Source organism: Oceanobacillus saliphilus (genome assembly GCF_023522835.1).
GTDB classification, from domain to species: Bacteria; Bacillota; Bacilli; order Bacillales; family Amphibacillaceae; genus Oceanobacillus; species Oceanobacillus saliphilus.
In genome coordinates this window covers 1-211 of record NZ_JALCZU010000281.1, presented here as the reverse complement: position 1 = coordinate 211, position 211 = coordinate 1, and the positions used below count along the sequence as shown (strand labels likewise).

Sequence of the window (211 nt, the reverse complement as noted above, 5' to 3'; positions counted from 1 at the left end):
CTTGCAGGGGCAAAGCCCCAACTACCATCGGCGCTGAAGAGCTTAACTTCTGTGTTCGGGATGGGAACAGGTGTGACCTCTTCGCTATTGCTACCAGACAATCCTTAAAAACAAGGACAAGTTATATTATATGCATTTCTAAGATAAAATGCAAGGTTTTTTTAATTTATACCTTGAAAACTAAATAAGAGTAAATCAAGACATCAAAAGA

General features: G+C 37.9%; 1 rRNA gene. It reads right to left on the bottom strand.

From position 1 onward, the window contains the following. Window positions 1-98: ribosomal RNA gene (rrf, locus tag MN204_RS21165) — 5S ribosomal RNA — on the bottom strand; the annotation flags it as partial. Window positions 99-211 lie beyond the last annotated feature (113 nt).